The organism is Euzebya pacifica (genome assembly GCF_003344865.1).
GTDB classification, from domain to species: Bacteria; Actinomycetota; Nitriliruptoria; order Euzebyales; family Euzebyaceae; genus Euzebya; species Euzebya pacifica.
The window spans coordinates 649,440-671,450 of record NZ_CP031165.1; the positions used below are offsets into that span (position 1 = coordinate 649,440).

Consider the following 22,011-nt stretch of genomic DNA (forward strand, 5'->3'; position numbering starts at 1 on the left):
CCCCCCAGGAGCACCGTGACCCTCCAGTCCCCGTCCGAGCCCTCGTTGGGCTGGGTTGCTCGCCAGGCGAGCCTGTCGTGTACCCCAACAGCGCTGCTGGACGTGGTGATCCAGGGCATGCCGGTTGCCGGGTTGGTCCTGGTCGACGTCAGTGACCCCGGTGTGCCGCGCACCGTCGCCAGCGTCGGCGACACCGATGGCCCGCTCGAGCCGTTCCCCCTGCCGGCGTTCACCGAGACGCTGCAGGTGGCCTGGACGACACGGATGGACGACCCCGACCTGATCCAGGCGCTCGTCGGCATCGTTTCGGTCAACCGGGACAGACAACGCCTGGCCGCCCGGCTCGAGGAGGTCAAGGAGCGCAGCGACACCGCCCAGTCCCTGGCCCACATGGGCGACTACGAGTGGGACATCGTCAACGGCGCCCTCACCTGGTCCGACGAGCTGTACCGGATCTACGGGCTCCACCCGCAGTCGGAGACCATCACCTACGACCGGTTCATCGGGATGATCCATCCCGAGGACCAGGAGCGGATCCGCGCCATCCATGCGGAGGCCTACCGCACCACCGAGCCGTACGCGATGACCGAACGCATCGTCCGCCCCGACGGTGACGTCAGGGTGCTGGAGAGCCAGGGCACGGTCGACACCGACGAACACGGCAACCCGACCCGCATGCGCGGCTCGTGCCTGGATGTCACCGTCCGCGTGCGTGCCGAGGAAGCCCTGCGCCAGAGCATCGAGGACGTGGTCCAGCTCGACGCGAGGCTACACGACGCACGCCGACGGCGACGGCAGGCCGTGGAGATCAACGACAACGTCATCCAGCGACTCACCACCGCCCTGCTGGCCCTCGAGGACGGTCGTGGCGACATGGCGGCCAACCACATGGCCCGGGTGCTGGAGGATGCGCGGAACATGATGCGCGACCTCCTGGAGGACGACCAGGAGCCGCTCCGGCCCGGTGAGCTGGTCAGGGACTCCGCGGCGATGCTCGACACGATGTTCGACGAGTCCCCGCCCACGGCCGACCCGCCTGCGGCCGACCGTGTCGACACCATCCGGGTTCTCCTGGTCGACGATGCCCTGGACCTGCGCTACCTCCTGCGCCTGAACCTCGAGCGTGACCGCCGATTCGTGGTCGTCGGCGAGGCCGGCAACGGATCCGAGGCCGTCGAGCAGGCCGCTGCGCTCCAGCCCGACGTGGTGCTCCTCGACGTCGCCATGCCCGTCATGGACGGCCTGACCGCGCTGCCGCTCGTCCGGGAGGTCGCGCCTGACACGACCGTCATCATGCTGAGCGGGTTCGCCAGGGACCAGCTCGCGGAGCGGAGCCTGCGAGCCGGGGCGGCCGCCTACGTGGAGAAGGGCGAGGCCGTGGCCGATGTCGTCGGCACGATCCTCGCCCACGAGTCGACGACGGCGCCGATGTCGGGGGCCTGACGCAGGACGGGGCCTACAGGCCCATCCCGCGCCCGATGATCTCCTTCATGATCTCCGTCGTGCCGCCGTAGATGGTCTGCACCCGGCTGTCGACATAGGCACGGGCCACGGGGTACTCGGTCATGTAGCCGTAGCCGCCGTGCAGCTGCAGGCATCGGTCGATGGCGTTGACCTGCATCTCCGTGGTCCACCACTTCGCCATGGCGGCGTGCTCGATGGACAGCTCACCGGTGTTGTGGAGGTCCAGGCACCGGTCCATGAACACGCGACCCAGCTCGATCTTCGTGCGCAGCTCGGCCATGACGAAGCGGCTGTTCTGGAACGACCCCACGTTGCGGCCGAACGCCTTGCGGGACGTGATGTAGGCGTGGGTCTCCTCGAAGATCGCTTCCGCCGCCGACACGGCGGTGCACGCGATCGACAGCCGCTCCTGGGGCAGGTTGCCGACGAGGTAGAGGAATCCCATGCCCTCCTCGCCGAGCAGCTGGCTGGCCGGCACCCGGCAGTTGTCGAAGAACAGCTCGGAGGTGTCCTGGGCCTTCATGCCGATCTTGTCGAGGTTGCGGCCGCGGTCGAACCCGGGGGTATCGCTGTCGATCAGCAGCAACGACAGGCCTTTGTGGGGGTCGTCGCTGGTCCGCACCACCGTGATGACCATGTCGGCCATCTGTCCGTTGGAGATGAACGTCTTGGCGCCGTTGACGACGTAGTCGTCACCGTCGCGTACGGCGGAGGTCTTGATGCCCGACAGGTCCGACCCGGTGTTGGGTTCGGTCATGGCGATGGCGGTGATGCACTCGCCGCTGACCATCCTCGGCAGGTACCGGGCCTTCTGCTCGTCGTTGCCGTAGCGCATCAGGTAGGGGAGGTTGATGTCGGTGTGCACGGCGAAGCCGGGGCCCGAGGACCCGGCCCGCACCTGCTCCTCGTTGACGATGGCGTTGAAGCGGAAGTCGTCGACACCGGTTCCGCCGTACTCCTCGGGGGCGGCCATGCACAGCAGGCCGGCCTCGCCCGCGGCCAGCCACAGGTCGCGGCTGACCTGTCCGGCAGCCGCCCACTCCTCGTTGTGGGGGGCGACCTCCTTCTCCATGAACCGGCGGGCCATCTGCTGGAAGTGCAGATGCTCCTCGTCCTGGCCTGTCCGGGGCATCCAGTTGATCGTGCTCATGGTCGGGTCCTCTGGGGGTCGTGGTCCATCATCTGGCAGAAGGTCTCGGTGGTGACGCGCACCATGTGGCGTTCCCAGCGGGCGTCGTCACGCAGCAATGCCGTGAGCGCCGCGCCACGGAAGGTCTGCAGGGCATGGTCCAGCGCTGCCCTGAACGTGGGGTCCTCGGGGTCGGGTTCGCCCAGCACCTCTGCGATCACGGTCCGCGCCTCGACGCCGAGGCGGCGTTCGTGGACGACCAGGGCATCACGGAGGGTGTCGTCGGTTCGGGCAGCAACCCACAGCTCGGTCGCGGCGGCGAAGAGGGGACCGCTCATCGTCGACCACAGCAGTCCCATGCCGGCCGCACACCGGTCAGGGGGTGATTCCAGGCGAGCGGCCTGCTCGGTGAACCACCGACCCCGCCGGACCGCGAGGTGTGCCACCGCGTCCATGAGCAGCTCCTGCTTGGACGGGAAGTGGTGGATCAGGGCGCCGCGGCTGACGCCGGCCAGCTCCTGCACCCGGGCGGTGGTGGTCGCCGTGTAGCCGTCGTCGACGAGGCTCTCGACGGTGGCGTCGAGGATCTTCGCCCGCGTTCGCAACGCGCGTTGCTGCAGGGGGACGTTCGGGGCGTCGGCGGCGGCCATCTGGACCGCAGCGTACGCAGCTCGGCCCTAAACAGTCAACTTGGTCGGTTTCTGGTTCAGCTGGCCGGCGCGGCCCGGCCCGTACGGACACGATCAGTGATCTCGCGGCCGGTGAGGACGAGGAAGAACAGGGCCACCGACGTACCCGACATGGCGGCGGAGCCAGCCAGGTCGAGGTGATAGCTGAGCTCCAGGCCGATCACGACAGCGGCCCATCCGAGCACGGTCGAGACGACCATGATCGTCGGCACACGCCGCACGAGCAGGGTGGCCGTCGCGGCTGGGGCGACCAGCAGGCCGAACACCAGCAGGCTGCCGACGGTACGGAAGGCCGTCACCACCACAAGGCCGATCAGCGCCAGGAGGACGGCCCTGGCCAACGCCGGTCGCAGGCCCAGGAGCTGGGCCTTGCGCTCGTCGAAGGACAGGACGAGGAACGCGCGGTAGCCCAGCACCGAGGCGAGCACGGCGATCGTCGCCGCGACGCCCTGCAGGACGAGATCGGCGGACGTCACGCCGAGGACGTCACCGAACAGGAACGCCGTCACGTCCACGGCGAAGGACCCCGACCGGGAGATGATCGCCACCCCCAACGACAACATCCCCGCGAACAACAGTCCGGTCCCGGTGTCCTCCGGCAGCCGGGCGCGGGAGCTGACGAAGGACACGCCGCCGATGGTCAGGGCAGCGGCGATGGCGGCGCCGATGGTCAGATCGACCCCCATCAGGGCGGCCACGGCGATACCGGGGATGACCCCGTGGGCCAGCGCATCGCCCATGAAGGCGAGCGATCGCAGCACGACCCAGACCCCGACGGTGCCGCACATGGTCGCAACGAGCAGACCGGCGATCAGCCCTCGCTGGGTGAAGCCGGCCGCGAAGGGCTCGAGCAGGAAGTCCATGTGCGGGTGTGAGGGTATGCGGCGGGTCCCGCCACAACACCACACCGTCCGTGGACGATGACGCCGGCAGGAATTCGGTGCGGCCGTGTCGAAGCTCCAGAGGCGACCCCCCCATGACCGTCCCAGAGGACCACTCCGTGCTGTCCAGCGTCCGCATCAGGACCGCCATCTCCGCAATGATCGTCGTGCTCCTGTGCATCGGGACGAGCGGTGCGGGCGCGGTGCCCGTCCTGCCCGCCGCGGCTGGCCCCGAGTGCGGCGGCGATGTCGTCGAGCACGCGAGCGAATCCGACGTGCGCCTGGTCGAGGGCCGGACGACGGCGGTGACCACCAGCACGGTCGTGCTCGGAGGGGCTCGCCAGCGGCTCCTGGACATCGGCGGGGACTGGTGTCCCGCCTCGACGCTCAATGTCTGGCTGGCCGCCGGCCCTGCGCTGGACACGGTCGCGACTGCCCGCGCTGCAGCCACGGTCCTGGCCACTCCCTACTTCGTCGAGCTCACGTTCACCGACATGGCCGTCGTCGAGAACGCGGTGACGGGCGATGTGGTCACGATGCGGACGCACGCCACCAGCAACGGTGTCGTGGCGGACTGGTCGATGACGATCGACGCAGCCGGGGTCAAGGACGCTCGCTGGACGGCGGTCGACTTCGCGGTGCCGCCGTTGGAGCCACAGGGGACCGGCCTGACCGCCCTTCCCGGGGCGACGATGGGCTACGCCCGCGATGTCGATGGGTTCGTCCACGAGACGAGCGATCCGTTCGCAGCCGAGGACCAGCCCGAGATCGTCACTCGCGGAACCGCTTCGGACGGCTTCGAGATCCTCGTGTCGGCAGGCGACACCACCGTCAGCCCCGACATCGAGGAGGACACCGGGATCCGGGAAGCGGACTTCTACCGCGACGTCCGCGACTGGAGTGTGGACAACTACGAGGAGTTCCTCCTCTGGGGGATGGACAACCGCATGCCGGGGAACGAGGGCACCGTCTTCGTCGATGACTCCCTCAGCCTGTTCTGCATCGCCTGCACGGTCTCGACCTCGACGTTCAACGTCCATCTCTCCAGCCAAGCGGTCTACTTCCAGTCCCAGCTCGGGATGCACTACACCGACGAGCAGCTCGGGTTCAGGACGATCCTCGGGCACGAGATCTTCCACAACTTCCAGCACGGGTACGCGGCGCTGACGGGCAACCAGTCCCTCTCCGCCGCGTTCGCCGAGGGCACCGCACGCATGCAGGAGGCACTCCACCTGTACTCCGAGGCGTCCTACATCCCGGGCAGCCCCCTGTACCAGCGCTCCGCCGAGGGCTGCAACGGGTTCCAGGGCAACTCGCCGGACAAGGCGTTCGGGGACGGCCCGCTCAACGGGCGTGCCGAGGACGCCTGCCTGTTCTGGATGTCCTGGTACGGCCGGCACGGCGTCCGCAAGCTCGTGCGGCTGCTGGAGGAATCCGCCGTCGGTGGTCCGACCGACGACGACTTCTCGATGACCGCGGACTCCATCGCAGCCGCAGCCGGACGACCGCTCGAGCGTGACCTGCTGTCGTTCGCGGTCTCCAGCATCGTCGGCTTCGGACACGGATGGCGGTCGCCATCAGACGAGTTCTCCACCTACCGGGACTGGGGGGCACACCTTGCGAGGTGGCACGTCCGCCAGCTGCCCGTCGGCAACCGCTACGACCGCACCCTGGGCGACGGGGGCATCATGGCCGCGGAGATCACGGGCACGGCGGCGCTGGACTTCCGTGGCCCGGTGGAAGCCCACCTGCTGGTCCTCACCCCGTTAGGGTCCTGGCACGTGGAAGAAATTTCCAGCAGGCGCCAGGTGCACGTCAAGGACGGGGATCGCGCGTTCGCGGTCCTGATCCACCCCGAAGCGGGTTCGGTCTCGGCGACCATCATGTGGGGCATGTCGCCCAACGCGGGCGACGAGGTCGTCGGCGGCTGAACACGGCGGGTACCGCCGTTGCTGAAACGGTTCCTCGAAAAAACTACTCGACTGTGGTAGCAGGAACCGTCGCGGTGAATGGCGAACCACCCACTCGAGGACCCGCAACCCCCGGGTCGATCCGTAACTCGAAGGGACCCGGCCATGAAGAGCCGCAGGATGTTCAAGAAGCCGCTCGCGTTGCTGGCGGCCGTCGTGATGGCCTACGCCTTGCTGCCCGCCCTCAGCGCCGCAGCCGCACCGCCCGCCTCTGCCACGCTGGCGAACAGCAGCGTCTTCCCCGGGCTCGGGCAGACCTTCACCGTGACCGTGCGCAACGACGCCAACCCGCTGTCCCTCGGGGCGCTGGAGACGATCAACTACGTGCGCGTCACCCCGCCGGCGGTGCTGCTCAACGAGGGTTGCCCGACCGTCACCGGCTGGACGTGCACCTCGCACCGCAACGGGTACTTCGACTTCAGCGGCGGCGCGATCGCTGCGGGCAGCAGCCTGTCGATCCCGTTCACCGGTGACATCGGCGCACCGAACAACGCCAACCAGGTGCAGCCGTTCGTCGTCGACGTGTCGGACCAGAACGGGGCGAACAACAGCTTCGCCCGCCTGCCCGGCATGAACCTCACGGTCAAGGTGCTCCAGCTGGTCGCCAGCTCCATCGAGGAGACCTCCCCCAACACCGACGAGCTGACCACCCGCGGTCAGACGGTGCAGGGACAGTTCCGCGTCCTGAGCTACGCCCGCCAGGCCATCACCGCCACGCCCACCGTCAACGGCGTGCAGCAGGCAACGGTGACGCTGCCGGGCATCGGCAACGCCGTCGCGGGCACCACCCAGGAGACACCCGTTCCCTTCTCCGTCTCCAGCACGGTCGCGCTCTCGCCCCGGACCACGGCGCTCAACATCACGGCGTCCATCGCCTCCCCCGGCGCATCCGCTGGCCCGCTCACGGGCAGCTTCACCGCACAGGCCCAGGCTTACCTCGTCCCCGACCTCGACTCCGTCGAGCCCAAGGTCGTCCGGTCGTCCCGCAAGGACGCCAACGGGGATCACGTCGGTGGGTTCAGCTACGACATCTCCCTCGATGCGGAGAAGCTCAACATCCCCACGATGAGCACCGCACCGACCGCGACGCTGCAGCTGACCGGACCGGGCGCCCCCACGGGCCCGCTGCCGATGACCATCACCTGGTCCGGCGGCTCGCCGTGGGCCGAGGGTGCCGTTGCGGAGTTCTCCGTGACCAACGTGATGATCGACAGCACCGTCGACACCGGCGTCCTCAACGGCATGCTGACCCTGTCGGGCGGAACGGACAGCAACCTGTTCCCCTACAGCCAGCCGATCCCGCTGCCGAACCTGATCCTGATCGACAACATCGCTCCGATCATCCAGAACTTCGACATCGCCATCCCGTCCGGCCAGTTCCAGGTCAAGGCTGGCGACACCCTTCAGCTGACGGGTGACATCGACGACCCGCAGAACAGCCCCCAGCTGGACCTGACGATCACCGGCACGGTCACCGACAAGGTCACCATGCAGCAGAGCGACCCCATCACCGTCCACGCCAACCCAACCTTCAGCGGCGACAGCTTCTCGGTCAGCTACACCCTGCCGGCCACCGTGCCGTTCAACCTTGTCGAGACCCCGCTGCCGGAGTTCGCGCTCTTCACCGCTGACGCGTCGATCGCCGACGTGGCCAACAACCAGAGCACCGCCTCGGGCGACGTGGACATCGACAACGCCGTTCCGACCGTGCGCATCGCCACGCTCCAGGACGACGAGTTCGACGGGACCGACGACTTCCCGGGCGCTCGGTACTACATCGAGGTCGAGCTCACCAACGACTACAACAAGGACGACGGCACCAGCCTGATCGCCGGCGGCTGCAACCCGCTGTCGTGGGACCAGGACGAGACCAGCGTCATCGGCGTGTACTACTCCAACGGCGCCAGCTGCCAGAACGGCGTGGCCGGCCCGGACAACAAGCGCGTGCTCGCGCTGCTGTCGGAGCTCGACCCGAACTTCCCCTACCAGATCGAGTTCGACTCCGGCGTCCTGCTGCACGACGACATGTTCGACGGTGCCGCCAACGAGGTCCTGGGCTTCGTCGCCGAGACGATCACCACCATCGCGCCGCCCAACCCGCTCTTCAGCCAGTTCGAGCGGTACGACACCGACGCCAGCGACGGGTCCTACGAGACAGTCACCGTCTACGGCGACGCCGAGAACAACGACCGCGTGGTCCACGTCAACGCCGGCGGGCCGGCTGCCACCCCCGGCAGCAAGGTGCCACACATCACCGTGGGTGCGGCGTCCACCGCGTTCGAGGTCCACGTCCGCGACGAGCTGGGCAACACGCTGTACCGCGTGGCCGCCCCGACCGTCAACGGCAACGACCAGACGACGCTCGACCTGCCGATCCCGGCGCTGCTGGGCAGCTGTGAGAACGGCCAGGCCGGCGAAGGAACCCTCGTCGGTGACAACTGCGAGCTGACCCGGTTCGTGACGTTCTTCAACCCCAACGCCGCCAACGGATCCCGCTTCTCGCTGGACCCGCTCAAGCTGACGGTGGTCCTGGACCAGGTCACCCCCGAGATCCGCACCGCTGCGCTCAACGGCAGCGACGCCGTGGACGTCGGATACAACGAGGCCCTGGCGGGCGGGCGCAACGCCAACCAGGACTGGGCGACCGTCCAGCTCAACCCCGACGCGGGCCAGCAGCAGGACGAGTTCCTGTTCCGGCCGGTCAACAGCGTCGACAACGGGGCGAACGGGGCCACCCGTGTCCTGTCCGGCCTGCTCCTCGACCAGCGCGTCGGCCTGTACGGCGTGTCGTTCCTCTACAACGGCAGCGACCCGCTTGAGCTCTACGAGGACCTGGCGGGCAACCGCACCTCTGAGGACGTGATCTTCGAGAGCTAGCCGCAGACGGACCGGAGGCCCGAACCCAGCAGGGTTCGGGCCTCTTCCGTGTCCGCATTTGTTGCAGTCGACGCAGAAAAGAACCGGCGGGGAGGAAGGAACGACGTCGCCGGCCGTCGAACCCCCGCGTACGAGCACGTCCGAAACGGGCGGGAGAGCCGACTACCCCCGACACGGGACACAGGAGCAGATCATGGTCAAGAAGTTGTTGTCAGTCATCGGACTGATGGCCCTCGCACTCGGGTTGCTGCCGGCGCTGAGCGCCATGGCCGCCCCCGCCGCGACGGTCACGCTCGACACCACCGACGTCTTCCCGGGTGCGGACCAGACGGTCACCGTCACCGTGGAGAACGACGCGAATGCCCTGACGAGCCCCAACGCCGTCATCGACTACGTGCGGGTCACCCCTCCCGCCCTGCTGCTCGACGACGGCTGCCCCGCGATCGACGGCTGGTCCTGCACCTCCCACCGTGGCGGCTTCTACGACTTCGAGCCCACCGGCTCGCCGGACCTTCAGGGACGCCTCGGCATCGTCCCCGGCGGCTCGCTCGACATCCCCTTCACCGCAGACATCGGCGCCCCCCAGAGCGCCGACCAGACCCAGGGCTTCGTCGTGGACATCTCCGACGAAGGCGGCGCCAACGGGTCCTTCGACCGGTACGACAACCTGGACCTCACGGTCCACGTGCTCGACCTCGTGGCCGGCTCGATCCTGGAGACCTCCACTCCGGCGGACAACACCGCCACCCGTGGCCAGACGATCGACGCCCAGTTCACCGCCACCTCCTACGCCCGGCAGGACATCACGGTGACGCCCATCGTCGACGGTGTGCCCGGGACCCCCGTCGTCCTCCCGGGCATCGGTGCCGCAGGGGCCGCCGGTGACGCCGTCGACACCGACGTCGCGTTCGACTACACGACCACTGCCGGCCGCACGCCGCGCACCACGTCGCCGACGGTCACGATCACGCTGGACGCCGGTAACGGCAGCGACGCGGGCAACCTGACCGGCAACTTCACCATCCAGGGCGAGCCGTACCTCCTGCCCGACCTCGACAGCGTCACGCCCGACGTCGTCCGGTCCTCGCGCAAGGACGGCACCGGCGCGCACATCGGTGGGTTCGACTACGACTTCTCCTTCGACCTCGAGAAGCTGAACATCCCCACCGTCACCGGCGTCACCGCCACCTTCTCCCTGCAGGGCGCGACCACGGGACCCTTCACCGCAGCCAGCACCACCCTGTCGTGGGACGGCACGCCGTGGGCCGAGAACGGGGTCGTCACGGTGGAGGCAACCAACGTCACCATCAACGCCGACATCGACACCGAGCCCCTCAGCGGGACCCTGGTCCTGACCGGCGGCACCGATGCCAACGGCCACCCCTACAGCCAGACGATCCCACTCCCGTCCATCGTCCTGATCGACAACCTCGCGCCGCTGATCCAGGACTTCGCGGTGGACATCCCCAGCGACCAGCTGCAGATCAAGTCGGGCGACGTCATCACCTTCACCGGTGACATCCTCGACCCCCAGGACTCGCCCACGCTGGACTTCACCATCAGCGGCACGATCACCGACAAGGTCTCGCTGGAGCAGAGCGACCCCTTCACGATCCACGCCGAGCCGGAGTTCACCGGGGACAGCTTCACCGTCAGCTGGACCGTGCCCGACACCATCGCGTTCGGTGGCGTCGACGGGGCCGTGCCGGACTTCTCCTTCCTCGCCGCGTCAGCCAGCATCACCGACGTCGCGGGCAACGGCAGCGACGCCGACCTGACCCAGGACATCGACAACGCCGACCCGGCTGCGGTCCTTGCGGCGCTGGCCGACGGCGATGCCGCAGACGCCCCGCCGATCGCGTCCGGCCCGCTGGCCGGTCGCTACTACGTCGAGGTCGAGCTGGCCAACGACTACGTGGGCACCAACGGTGAGAGCCTCCTGACCGGCGGCTGCAACACCTCCACCTGGGACCTCGAGGGTGCGACCGTCGAGGGCGTCTACTACTCCGACGGCAGCGACTGCCAGAACGGCCAGGCCGGCCCGGACGACAAGCGCATCATCACCGTCTTCGAGGACCTCGACCCGGACCGCTCCTACGAGCTGACCTACGACAACGGCAGCCTGCTGAGCGACGCCCTGCAGGACGGCGCCAACAACACGCTCCTGCAGGACGCCATCGACACGATCACCCGCATCGCCCCGCGCAACCCGGTGTTCAGCACCCTCGAGCGCTACGACACCGACGCCGACGACGGGTCCTTCGAGCAGGTCACCGTCTACGGCGACCCCGGCGCCAACGACCGCATCGTCCACCTCAACCGTGGCGGCGTCGCGGGCGCCAACGGCACGACGGCCCCGCACGTGACCGTCGGTGCGGCGTCGAACGTCTACGAGGTCCACGTCCGCGACGGTGCAGGCAACACGCTCTACACCGTGGCGGCCCCCGAGGTCGACGAGGACGACCAGACCACCATCGACCTGCCGGTGATCGACGACATCGCCAGCTGTGACAGCGGTACCGGCACCGGTGTCGTCGTCGGCGACAACTGCCACCTGACCCGGCTGGTGACCTTCTACAACCCGTTCGCCGAGAGCGGCTCGCAGTTCAGCATCGAGCCCCTGCAGCTGACGATCGTGCTGGACCAGGTCGTCCCGGAGATCACCGGGTCGTCCTACGACGGCAGCGACGCCGTCGACGTCGGCTACAACGAGATCCTCGCCGGCGGTCGGAACAACAACCAGGACTGGGCCACCGTCCAGGTCAACCCCGACGCCGACCAGCAGCAGGACCCGTTCCTGTACCGGCCGGTGAACAGCGTCGACAACGGCAGCGACGCCGCCACCCGGGTCCTGTCCGGCCTGATGCTGGACGACCGCGTCGGCCTGTACGGCGTGTCGTTCCTCTACAACGGTGACGACCTGGACCTCTACGAGGACCTCGCGGGCAACCGCACCCTCGAGGACGTCATCGTCCAGAGCTGATTCGAACCGCAACAGGAGGCCCGGGTCCCGTCGTGGGGCACCGGGCCTCCGGCGTTGTGGAGACGTTCCCGAACCTTTTCGCGTAACGCTGCGCGGCCCCGGTCGTTGATGAGGGAGAAGCGAGTTTCTTCCCCCCTACTTCCGGGAGTGTGTGCGATGTTCAAGCGTCTGGTTGCGGTTGTCGGACTGGCGGTGATGGCGTTCGGGCTGCTGCCCGCGGTGGTCGCCTCGGCGGCCCCGGCAGCATCCGCGTCGATCGACAAGTCCACCGTCTTCCCCGGTGGGGACAAGACCTTCACGATCACCGTCCGCAACGGTGAGTCCCCCCTCTTCGCCCCGACCGAGACCATCGACTACATCCGGGTCACCCCGCCGGCGGTCCTGCTGGACGAGGCCTGCCCCGAGGTCTCCGGCTGGTCCTGCGTCTCCCACCGAGGTGGCTTCTTCGACTTCACCCCCGTCGGCGGCGGCCTGGGCCTGACCGGTCTCGCCCCCGGCGCAAGCCTTGACGTCCCCTTCACCGGACGGATCGGCGCGCCCAACACCGCCGACCAGACGCAGGCCTTCGTGGTCGACGTGTCCGGTGACGCCGGCGCCAACGGCACCTTCGACCGCTTGCCCGGCCTGAACGTCACGGTCAAGGTCCTGCAGCTGGTCTCCGGCTCGATCGTCGAGGTCAAGGACGGCGTCGTCGGCGACGGGGTTGCCACCCGCGGCCAGACCATCACCGCGCGCTTCACCGCTCGCAGCTTCGCTCGCAACGCCATCTCTGCGGTTCCCACCATCAACGGGGTCGCCCGTTCCGCCGTCAGCCTTGCCGGCATCGGCGCAACGGCGGTGGAGGGCACCACCAAGGACACCAACGTCTCCTTCACCTTCTCCACGCCGGCCGGCATCACGCCCGAGCAGGCCGTCGAGGCCCTGACGATCAACATCTCGGCACCGGGGACCAGCGCAGGCCCTCTCACCGGCGGCTTCACCGTGCAGGGCCAGCCCTACCTGTCGGTCGACCTCGACTCGATCTCCGACCCCGTCGTCCGGTCCTCCCGCAAGGACAGCAACGGCAACCACAGCGGCGGCGTCACCTACGACCTCACCCTCGACGCCGAGAAGCTGAACCTGCCCACCGTGAGCGGTGCCACCGCCCGCCTGGAGCTGACCGGTCCCGGCGGCCCCTACGCCGCCGCCGCCACCATCAGCTGGGACGGCACCCCGTGGGCCAAGAACTCCACCGCCACCTTCGCCTTCGCGCCGATCACCATCAACGCCGACGTCCCCACCGGTGTCCTCAGCGGCACGCTCGTCCTCGAGGGCGGTACCGACAACAACGGCTTCGCCTACAGCGAGCGGATCCCGCTGGCCGACCTGATCCTGATCGACAACATCGCCCCGATCATCGAGCGCTTCGACCTGTACCTCCCGGCCGGACAGCTGCAGGGCAAGGCCGGCGACGCCCTCGACTTCGACGGCGACATCTCCGACGAGCAGGGCAACACCGTCCTCCCGGATGACCTGACCGTCACCGCTCGCATCCGCAACAACATCACGATGGCGACCTCCGACCCGATCCCCGTCACCGTGAACGGCTCCGGTACCGCCTTCAGCGGCACGTTCGTCCTGCCCGACACCGTGCCCACCAACAACGGCACCGCGACCATGCCGCTGCCCGACTTCGGCTTGGTGACGCTCGAGGCCGACCTGACCGACGCGGCCGGCAACGGCTCCGGCGCCTTCGCCGACGCCGACATCGACAACGCCGTCCCCCTCATCAAGGAAGCGGCGCTGGTCGACGGCAACGCCGAGGACACCGTGGACCCGCTGGGCCAGACCGGTGGCCGCTACTACGTCTCGGTCGAGCTGACCAACGACTACAACGACGCCGACGGCACGTCCGTCATCGCCGGTGGCTGCACCCCCTCCTCGTGGGACGTCGACGAGACCACCGTCGTCGCGGTCTTCTACTCCAACGGGCAGTCGTGCCAGTCCGGTGTCGCCGGCCCCGACAACGTCCGCATCCTGGGCCTGCTCAGCACCATCGACCCCAACTTCCCCTACCAGGTGACCTACGACGGGTCCGGCCTGCTCGCCGACGACCTCCACGACGGCGCGAACAACCTGGTCGAGTTCCTGCAGGACGTGACCTTCACCCGGATCGCTCCCGCCAACCCGCTGTTCAACCAGCTGCAGCGCTACGACACCGACGCCGACAACGGTGACTACGAGACCGTCGGCCCGCTGGGTGACCCCAACAACAACGACTACGTCTTCCACGTCAACCGTGGTGGGCAGCCGGGCAGCCAGACCCCCCACATCACGGTGGGTGCCGCCTCCGCCGCCTACGACATCGTCGTCACCGACGAGCTCGGCAACCGACTCTTCACCGAGACCGCACCGACCGTCGACGGGGACGGGTTCACCACCATCGACATCCCCCTCCCGATCAACACCAACGGCTGCGACACCGGGGCCGGTACCGGCACCCGGGTCGGCCCCAACTGCGAGCTGACCCGTCGCATCACCTTCTTCAACCCCAACGCCGCGCCCGGCAGCCAGTTCTCGGCGATCCCGCTGAACCTGACCATGGTGCTGGACCAGACCGTCCCGGCCATCGTCGCATCGACCCTGTCGAGTGACGCCAGCCAGGTCACCGTCGGCTACAACGAGAGCCTGGCCGGCGGGCGCAACGCCAACCAGGACTGGGCCACGGTCCAGCGCAACCCCGACGCGGGCCAGCAGCAGGACGAGTTCCTCTACCGCGGTGTGTTCGACGTCCAGCAGGGCGAGACCGCCAACACCCGGGTGCTGTCGGGCCTGAGCATCGACAACCGCGTTCCGCTGTACGGCGTGTCCTACCTCTTCCAGGGCGCTGACGCCCTCGACGTCTACGAGGACCTCGCCGGCAACCGCAGCGCGACCGACGTGATCTTCGTCAGCTAGGCAAGATCATCGGCGCCAGTCCACGACCCGGCCGCACCAGCGGCCGGGTCGTGGTCGTCCAAGGACTGACTCCCACGGGGGGACGCAGTACCATCAGCAGCCAGTCACGGGGTATGGGCAAGGACACATTGACTTTCCTACGTTCTTTCGCAGTCACGATCGTCCTGGTGCTCGGGTTCGGGCTCCTGCCCGCTCCTGTGCTCGCCCAGGGACAGATCACCATCACCGACTCCGCCGGGAAGCCGTCGGTGCGCCGGGGCAGCACCCTCGAGTTCAGCGGGTCCGGCTTGCCTGATGGACAGATCAGCCGCGCCGTCTTCCTCGCGATCGCGCCGGACGGGTCTGTCGAGGCCGAGCAGCAGATCGCCGGTCGCAACCGCACCCCGGCGGAGTCGCCGGAGGAGAACATCATCGTCCAGAACGGGTCGCTCAGCGGCAAGGGCACGCTGAACTGCCTGTTCGACGACCCGAGCGGCTGCGCCATCAACCACGGCGAGGTCGACGCCGTCCAGCTCGAGATCGTGGTCGATGGCCAGGTGTTCCGCAGCAACACCCTCGACGTGGACTACAACGCACCGCGCTGGGTGGCCGCCGTGACCCGGTCATCCAACGAGATCGTCGTGATCTTCTCCGAACCGGTCGTGGTCCGCTCCACCGTCGGGGGCATTCCCCAGTCGGACTCCGCGGCGGACTGGACCGTGCGCACCGCATCGGGGACCAACGTGCCCGTCACCGCGGTGCAACAGGAGGAGCGGGACTGCCCCAACCTCGACAGCGGCTGCACGAGGATCCTCAGGCTTGCGAGCGGTGGCGGCGAGGACGTCGTCTACACCGTCACCTACGACCCGGAGAGCGTCCGTGGACGGTACGGCGACCAGGCGGGCAACCCGATCACCAACATCGGTGCCGAGCGCACCATGACGACGACCGACAACATCCGCCCCGCCGTCCCCCAGATCGACCGGGTCAACGGTGTCGCCACGAGCGAGAACGGCGACGGAAGCCCCGTCGTCGTGGTCGGCAACCGCAACCCGGTCGAGGTGCAGCTCTCCAACGTCAACGCCGACCACCAGCTGGCCCTGTTCGCGATCGTGGGCGGGCAGCGCGTCCAGCTGACCATCGAGCCGGCCAGTCCCTCCGTGGACCTGCTGGGCCGAACCACGGTCAGCGCGACGCTGCCGCGGCCGACGGGGCAGTCCAGCCAGGACCGGCTGTTCACCCTCCTCGCGGTCGCGACCGACCCGTCGGGCAACTCCTCGGAGGACCGCAACCAGCAGACCGCCTCCGAGCGCGAGGACGGCGACTTCAACCCCACCGCCTACCACCTGGACACCATCGTCCCCTTCGTCCTCGACGCCGTCATCGACCCGCAGGACCCCACCGCGGTGCTCGTGACCCTGTCGGAGCCCGTCTCGCCGGACGGAAACGCCGGCCAGTGGCGGATCCAGGGCGAACCCGTCAGCGCCACGGGGACGGGGGCAAGCCGCCGGTTGACCGCCTCCGGCCCGGTCAACGCCGCGGCCTCGGTGTCCTGGGCTCCCACCGACACGCGATACCGCGACAAGGCCACCAACGCGCTGGCCGAGTTCACCCGTCCCCTCGGCGGGGACCTGCCCGACATCCTGCCGCCCATCGTCCAGCAGCCATCCGGCGATCCGCGGTACATCGCGGCCGAACAGATCACCGTGGCCGGCACGCTCCGGCCAGCGCAGGACGCCAGCACCATCACCGAGATCGCCGTCGAGCAGGTCGGTGGCAGCACCACCGACACCGCCGACGTGGCCGCGGACCGCAGCTGGTCGGTCGACATGCCGCTGGGCGCCGACGGCCTGTACCGGTTCTCCGCCCGCGCCCGGGATGTCTTCGGACAGACGAGCGGTGCGACGCTGTCGGGGGAGATCGTGCACGACGCCACGGCTCCCGTCCTGGACCTGACCTACCCGCCGCCCCCCAGCAGCGGCATCGGAGGGCTCTTCGGCGGCGACCCCGAGGAGGACCATCCGCAGGGTCAGCCGCTGCGCCTGGACTACGACCTGACCGAGGCCAACCACGACCGCGTGGACGTCGTCGTGACGTTTGCCGATGGGTCGACCGAGACCTACGTCACCACCAACCGGTCGACGTTCGAGGTGCCGGTCCCCGAGGACTACGCGGGCGACCTCTTCGTGGAGGTGCAGGCGCACGACCTCGCGGGCAACGCGGGCAACGTGGCGGAGGGTGCGGTCGAGGTCCTCGCAGGCACCATCGGGCCCGACCGCGTCGAGCTCGTCGCCAACCAGACCGGTGACGTGCGCGTGGAGCTGGAGTTCGACGCGGCGCTGGCCGGCAGCACGATCGCCCTCGACTGGGCTGCCAGCGACGGCATCGAGCAGCCCGGTGAGACCGACACCCCGGACCGCACCCCGCTGTCGGCCAACCGCTCCGGCTCGGTCGTCACCCTGTCGTTCGTGCAGCCGTTCCCGTCCTCGCCGGGTGACCGCAACGCCACCCCACGGATCGCCTTCGACCAGAATCTCGGCAACCTCCGTGGGGAGGGAGGGGAGCCGATCCTGCTGCCGGGCAACACCATCGCCGCGGAGCATTTCCTTCCTGCGGACCCCACGATCAGCGGCGTACCGGCTGGACCGGTCAGCACCGCCGCAGACGCCCCCGACGGGACGGACTGCACCACCGGTACCGAGTCGGGCCAGCCTGTCGAGGCGTGCCCCTACACGTGGACCCTGACCGGGACGACGGATGGCTCGGCGCTGCCCAACACCTACCGCGTGTTCAGGACCGCGCCGGCCATGTTCGCCCAGCAGCAGGACCGCGCGTTGTTCGAGGGGACGGCGGGGACCGACGGGCGCTTCCGCTTCACCGTGCCCCTGCACGCCAACACCGAGAACGGCTTCCGGGTCGAGGTCATCGACCCGAACGGCAACGAGGCCGAGCGACCTGCGACGTTCTCCATCGTCGAGGACTCCCTGCCGCCGGAGCTCGTGTCGTTGGTCGCCGGCTACGACGCCGGCGCGACCGAGATCGAGATCCTCTACGCCTTCGACGAGCGCGTCGTCGATGTCGACCTCGTGTGGATCGACGCCGACGGCGACGAACGACCGATCACGCCGACCAACCACGGACCCAGCGAGGAGGACGGCCGCTCCGGTTCCTACACGTGGACGATCCCCGACTCCGTCGACCTCGCGACCATGGGTGGCGTCGTCATCCGCGGTCGTGGAACCGACGTCGCGGGCAACGTCGGTGACTACGAGACCGCCAGCCTGGCCGCGCTGCCGCGGCTGCTGAGCGCCGAGACCGACGGCCTGTCGACCATCGTCGTGCGCACGTCCGAGCCGGTGACCACGACCGCAGAGGGGCCCGCTGGGTTCAGGCTGCTGAACGGCCCGGGTGTCCGGACCACCAGCGCCGACGGCAACCTCATCACCCTCGCCCTCAACGACGAGCTGCAGAGCGGCTCGACGATCGTGCAGTACACCGGAGACGGCGACTGGACTGCGCTGGATGGACGGCCTCTCGTGGCCGGTCAGCTGTCAGTCGACCTGCGAACGATCTTCCCCGTCACCGGACTGGTCGCGGGCCCCAACAGCGAGAGCGGCGCAAACCTGTCGTTCGTCGACGAGCGCAACCCGGCGGCCACCGTCGGTGGATACGAGGTCGCGCGCGACGGCGAGGTCGTGACCGTCCTGCCCCGCGGGGACCGCTTCTTCGCCGACGCCGACCTCACCCCCGGCCTGCACACCTACGCCGTGACCGTGATCAGCTCCGGAGGCCTTCGGAGCGAGCCACGAACGGTCAGCGTGACGCTGGGGACCGGCCCCGACGTCGACGGGACCGACGGCGGCACCAGCTTCCCACCGGGGTCGGGGATCGAGGACGACTGCCCGTTCCCGGCCGCCCCGAACGTGACCCCCGACGGCGGCAGCGTCCTGTCCTGTGATGGCCGTTTCGCCGTCATCGTCCCTGCTGGGGTCATCGACGACGACGCCTACGGCCGCATCGTGCGACGCGAGACCGTCTCCGTCGACGGGTTCCAGTCGGTGACGTCGCTGTACCAGCTCGCGCTCGTCGCCGACGACGACGACTTCACCACCCTCGATGCCTTCGACGGGTACGTGGAGGCCAGCGTGCGGGGGATCGAGAACCTGCTGTCGGAGACCGTCGTCGAGCGCGTCGCCATCAGCCGCCTCCACGACTCCGGCGCGCACGACGAGCTCGGCACCCGCGTGGGACGCGAGTCCGCCGGGGCGTCGTTCGTCACGGTCGGCACCTTCGGGCTCGAGGAAGCCGATGGGGCCACCCTCCGGTTCTACGGCCCGGATCCGGCGATCACATCGGACAGGTTCGCCACCGCTGCCGGCCTGTCGCAGTCGCAGTTCCTCTCCGCGGGTGCGGCAGTCCTCGCCCGGGCGGACGACTACCCCGATGCGCTGGCGGCAGCCACACTCGCCGCACAGGTCGGGGGTCCCGTCCTGCTGACCAGGACCGGCGACCTTCCCACCACGACGCTGCTGGAGCTGCAGCGGCTCGACGTCGAACAGGTCGTGCTGGCCGGTGGTCCCGCAGCGGTGTCGGACCAGGTCGCGTCGACCCTCCGAGCGCTGGGCCACGAGGTCGTCCGGGTCGATGGCCCGACGCGGTTCCACACCGCGGCAGCGATCGCCACCCGAACGGGGTCCGTCGACGACCACGCCTACCTTGCGACCGCGGTGAACTTCGCGGACGCGCTTGCGGCAAGCGCCCCGGCTGCCGCGCTCGGACGCCCGATCCTCCTGACCCACCCCGACCAGCTTGCCGAGCAGGCGCTCGGTGCCCTTCTCGAGCTCGGCATCACGGACGTGACGATCGTCGGTGGGACCGCAGCGGTCGACGACGCCGTCGCCGAGGCCCTCCGGGCCGCGAATTTCACTGTTGATCGCGTCGCCGGCCTGACCCGCTACGAAACGGCGGTGGCCCTGGCCGATCAGCTGACCGGCGACGACCTGCTCGACATGCGTCGGCCGCTCGTGGCATCCGGTGACGGCGACGGCGTCACCTCGCCGGACGCGTTGGCGGCCGGCCCCATCGCCGCTCGTCACGGCAGCCCCTTGGTCCTGACCCCACAGTCGGTCGTCCCCGATGTCGTGGCGGACCTGCTGTCGTCGTCTGCCGACGTGCGTGGGCTGGTGCTTGCCGGTGGACCCGTCGCGGTCAGCGACGACGCGAGGGAGGCGCTGGACCGGGCGGCCCCGCTGCCAGCGGACTAGGCACCCGCGTCGGATGGTCCGGGCGGTACGGTTGGCGCGATGGATCCACGACTGAAGCGGCTGGTGCGGATCGCTCGGGACGTGGTCGTCCCGGCGCTGCAGAAGGCGGCCCGCACACGCCAGCCCACAGGACGCACCTCCTCTTCCGGGGCGAGGTCGACTCCGGCGTCGTCCACCCGCAGCGGGACCGGTGTGACCATGCCGTCCTTCGACCGCGTCGCCGCCACGACCTCGTCGCACGTCGATGCACGCCGCGGCGAGGTCGACACCGCCACCGCCCGTCCGAAGGTCGCCTACGCCCCCGTGCGCGACGACGACGCCGATCCGGGTGAGGTCGTGTGGGCCTGGGTGCCCTACGAGGAGGACCCCACGCAGGGCAAGGACCGTCCGCTGCTGGTGATCGGCCACATCGAGGACGACGTGGCCGCCCTTGCGCTGACCTCGAGGGCCCACGACGACCGGCATCACCACCCGCTCGCCACGGGCCCCTGGGACAACCGTGGCCGCCCGTCCTGGATCAAGCTCGACCGGCTGCTGCGCCTGGACCCCGACGCGATCCGCCGCGAGGGAGCGGTGCTGGACAGGGACCGCTTCGACGGCGTGGTTGCGGCGTGGGAGGCCTACTGAGTTGAGCACCGAACCCGGCCTCCACCGCACGTACCTGTACGCCTCGGGCACCAAGCCCCGCAGCATGGCACGGGCGATCGCCTCCGACGCGGACGCGGTCATCCTCGACCTCGAGGACTCCGTCGCCCCGGAGGACAAGGTCGCCGCACGGGGGGCGGTGGCGGACTTCATCGCGACACGTGCCGCTGATGCCACCTGCGACGTGCACGTCAGGGTCAACCGTTGGGCCGATGGGTTCGACATCGACGATGTCCGTGCGGTCGTGCAGCCGGGCGTCACGGCGTTGCGCCTGCCGAAGGTGCAGTCCGTGGACGAGGTCCGGAGCCTCGATGCCCTCGTCGCCGAGCTCGAGGCCGCCGCGGACATGGCATCGGGCACGATCGGTTTCTACCCGACGGTGGAGACGGCGTCCGGCGCGATGCTGCTCGGCCCCGTCCTCGAGGCGACGACCCGTACCCGGCGAGCCGCCTTCGGTGCGAGCGACTTCGTTGCCGACATCTCCGCCTCCGGTAACGACGACGTGGCGACCATGCACGTGCGTTCCCACATGGTCATGGTCTCGCGGGCCAGCGGGAAGGGCATGCCCATCGACAGCGTCTTCGGCCACATCGACGACGTCGCCGGCCTCGTCGCCGGCGCCAAGCGCGCCAAGTCGCTGGGGTTCTTCGGCAAGTCCGTCATCCATCCCTCGCAGGTGGGTCCGGTCAACGACGTCTTCACACCCGACCGGGCAGCTCGGAACTGGGCCCGTCAGATCGTCTCCAGCCTCGGTGCGGCAGAGGTCCACCGGTCGGGGCTCCTGATGGTCGACGACGAGCTGCTCGACCCCGGGCTGGTCCAGCGCGCCCGGGCGATCGTTCGGCTGGTGGACCGCCTGGAGTCGCGGGACACGTAGGGGCGTCTGGTCAATTCTGCTCGTGCAGGTTGGTTTGGGCGGCGTACGCACGGGGCATCCCATGCAACAGACCGGTCCCCTTCAAGCCCCCGAACGAAAGAGGTGTATCAAGTGATTACCCTCGGCATCATCCTGCTGCTCATCGGCGTCCTCGCCGGTATCCCCATCATGACCACCATCGGAACGATCCTGCTGGTCATCGGCGTGGTCCTGCTGATCGCTGGCCGCATCGGCAACGGCATCGGCGGTCGAGCCCACTACTTCTAGGACGGGCGCGGCGCGGATCCGATCCAGCGCCCCCGCAACGGCTTCGGCC

The 22,011-nt window shown here is 69.2% G+C and carries 12 protein-coding genes; 9 read left to right on the top strand and 3 right to left on the bottom strand.

The features are described from left to right. Nucleotides 1-15 precede the first annotated feature (15 nt). Nucleotides 16-1,443 (top strand): response regulator, encoded by a 1,428-nt coding sequence (locus DVS28_RS02590; protein ID WP_164709843.1) that lies wholly within the window; start codon nucleotides 16-18, stop codon nucleotides 1,441-1,443. A gap of 13 nt (nucleotides 1,444-1,456) precedes the next feature. Here DVS28_RS02590 and DVS28_RS02595 read toward each other — a convergent pair whose 3' ends face one another. From DVS28_RS02595 to aztB, 3 genes are read right to left on the bottom strand one after another with little or no spacing between them, the layout of a single operon-like run. Next, nucleotides 1,457-2,596 (bottom strand): acyl-CoA dehydrogenase family protein, encoded by a 1,140-nt coding sequence (locus DVS28_RS02595; protein WP_114593952.1) that lies wholly within the window; start codon nucleotides 2,594-2,596, stop codon nucleotides 1,457-1,459. A 14-nt stretch (nucleotides 2,597-2,610) separates the two neighbouring features. After that, nucleotides 2,611-3,243, bottom strand: a complete 633-nt coding sequence (locus tag DVS28_RS02600) for a TetR/AcrR family transcriptional regulator (protein WP_114590067.1) — start codon at nucleotides 3,241-3,243, stop codon at nucleotides 2,611-2,613. A gap of 56 nt (nucleotides 3,244-3,299) precedes the next feature. Beyond that, nucleotides 3,300-4,145, bottom strand: coding sequence for a zinc ABC transporter permease AztB (gene aztB, locus DVS28_RS02605; protein WP_114590068.1), 846 nt, complete (start codon nucleotides 4,143-4,145; stop codon nucleotides 3,300-3,302). Between the two features lie 113 nt (nucleotides 4,146-4,258). Here aztB and DVS28_RS02610 point away from each other — a divergent pair, with 113 nt between their 5' ends. From DVS28_RS02610 to DVS28_RS28080, 8 genes are all read left to right on the top strand, one after another. Beyond that, complete coding sequence (locus DVS28_RS02610) at nucleotides 4,259-6,094, top strand: hypothetical protein (RefSeq protein WP_114590069.1); 1,836 nt, start codon at nucleotides 4,259-4,261, stop codon at nucleotides 6,092-6,094. A gap of 144 nt (nucleotides 6,095-6,238) precedes the next feature. Then, the gene (locus tag DVS28_RS02615) at nucleotides 6,239-9,010 is read left to right on the top strand and encodes a hypothetical protein (protein ID WP_114590070.1); all 2,772 of its coding nucleotides are present in this window, start codon (nucleotides 6,239-6,241) and stop codon (nucleotides 9,008-9,010) included. Nucleotides 9,011-9,203: 193 nt separating this feature from the next. After that, entirely contained in the window at nucleotides 9,204-11,993 is a 2,790-nt protein-coding gene (locus tag DVS28_RS02620; protein WP_114590071.1) for a hypothetical protein, read from the top strand. Between the two features lie 156 nt (nucleotides 11,994-12,149). After that, nucleotides 12,150-14,930 carry a hypothetical protein gene (locus tag DVS28_RS02625; protein ID WP_164709844.1) on the top strand — a complete coding sequence of 927 codons (2,781 nt, stop codon included), beginning with the start codon at nucleotides 12,150-12,152 and terminating at the stop codon, nucleotides 14,928-14,930. Between the two features lie 167 nt (nucleotides 14,931-15,097). Beyond that, nucleotides 15,098-20,173: a cell wall-binding repeat-containing protein gene (locus tag DVS28_RS02630; RefSeq protein ID WP_114590073.1), complete on the top strand. Its 5,076-nt coding sequence runs from the start codon at nucleotides 15,098-15,100 to the stop codon at nucleotides 20,171-20,173. Between the two features lie 39 nt (nucleotides 20,174-20,212). Continuing rightward, nucleotides 20,213-20,800, top strand: coding sequence for a type II toxin-antitoxin system PemK/MazF family toxin (locus DVS28_RS02640; RefSeq protein WP_216826349.1), 588 nt, complete (start codon nucleotides 20,213-20,215; stop codon nucleotides 20,798-20,800). A gap of 1 nt (nucleotide 20,801) precedes the next feature. After that, nucleotides 20,802-21,695, top strand: a complete 894-nt coding sequence (locus tag DVS28_RS02645) for an HpcH/HpaI aldolase/citrate lyase family protein (RefSeq protein ID WP_114590076.1) — start codon at nucleotides 20,802-20,804, stop codon at nucleotides 21,693-21,695. A gap of 111 nt (nucleotides 21,696-21,806) precedes the next feature. Further along, nucleotides 21,807-21,962, top strand: a complete 156-nt coding sequence (locus tag DVS28_RS28080; RefSeq protein WP_164709845.1) for a DUF6131 family protein — start codon at nucleotides 21,807-21,809, stop codon at nucleotides 21,960-21,962. Nucleotides 21,963-22,011 lie beyond the last annotated feature (49 nt).